At 78.8% G+C, this 1,248-nt stretch carries 1 protein-coding gene and 1 pseudogene; one reads left to right on the forward strand and one right to left on the reverse strand.

Annotated features, from left to right (window positions below):
• Nucleotides 1–256 (reverse strand): hypothetical protein (locus ABD317_RS37045; RefSeq protein WP_425582539.1); only part of this gene is annotated, 256 nt, incomplete at its 3' end.
• A gap of 182 nt (nucleotides 257–438) precedes the next feature.
• Here ABD317_RS37045 and ABD317_RS37050 point away from each other — a divergent pair.
• Nucleotides 439–1,248 (forward strand): annotated as a pseudogene (locus ABD317_RS37050) (hypothetical protein); the annotation flags it as partial.

The raw sequence follows: 1,248 nt of genomic DNA on the forward strand, positions 1-1,248 counted from the left end.
CCCCGCTCCCGCCGGAGGTGTCCGGTGCCAGCGTCAACCGCAGCCGTCCCGCGACGCCCGCGCGGGCGGGCGCGTCCGCGGCGTTCTGGGCCAGTTCGACCACCAGCCGGTCGCGGTAGCCGCCGAGGGCGAGGTCCTCCTCGGCGTTGGCGTCCTCCCGGAAGCGGGCGGCCGACGCCGCCCAGGCGTCGAGTGCGGCGGTGCGCAGCCGGGCGGTCGGGTCGGCCGCAGCGGCCGGGGGATCCAGGCGGTCCACGAAGGCTCCTTGTCGCGGGGGGTATCGGTCGCCGCAGCGTATTCGGTCCCCCGTGACGTTCGCGCGGCACACTCGCTCCCCCGCACCCGCGGGCACCCGCGGGACCGCGCGTGCGGGGGCGAAGGGGGCCCGCGGGCGCGGTACCGTCGAGAGGTCAACAGCGCACGGCCCTAGGGGATTCGGTGGGCATCGAGAGCGACCAGCTCGTATACGACTACCTGAGCCGCGTCGGCGACATCGCACAGCAGCGCGCCCTGCCCTCGGGGCAGCGCATGCGGCTGGTCAACGAACTGCGGGCCGGCATCGACAAGGTGCGCGCCGCCGAGGGCGCGCACAGCGTGGCCGCGGTGAAGCAGGTGCTCGCCCGGTTCGGCAGCCCCGGGGACATCGTCGAGTCCGCCAAGCGGGACACCGACTCCGCCGTGCCGGAGATCGCCGTGCAGCCCGGGGAGCCGCCGGCCGGGGGCGGCGGGCTGGCGTCGCGGCTGCCGCGGCCGCGCGTGGGCGGGTCCGAGAAGTGGCTGGGCCGGCTGCCCCGTCCGCGTACGGGATCCGGCCCGGGCTCCGGCTCCGGCCCGGGCGGCTGGACGAAGGGCAGGCGGGCCGCGGGCGGCGGGGCTGCGGGCCGGCGCTGCGGCGCCGGGCCCGAATTCCCCGTACCCCAACCGGCGCCCGCGCCCGACGACTTCACCCCGCCCGTGGAGCCGCCCCCCACCGCCGCCTCCCCGCCGCACCTCGCCGGCGAGGACGAGTTCGACCGCACGCACGCCGCCGACCCCGACTGGTGGCGCGTGGAACCCGCGCCGTTCGGCGGCCCGTTGCCCGGCGCGGGCGGCGCCGACCAGGTGCCGGGGTTCACCGGGGGCATCGAGGTGCCGGAGCTGTTCGAGTCGCCGGAGGACCAGGACGAGGCGGAGCAGCGGCAGTCCGGTACGCGGAAGGGCGGCGGCGGCGCTGGCGGCGGTGCGGCGGGCGGCGGCGCCGGGGGCGGC

The sequence above is a fragment of the Streptomyces synnematoformans genome (assembly GCF_039531005.1).
Lineage (GTDB): Bacteria > Actinomycetota > Actinomycetes > Streptomycetales > Streptomycetaceae > Streptomyces > Streptomyces synnematoformans.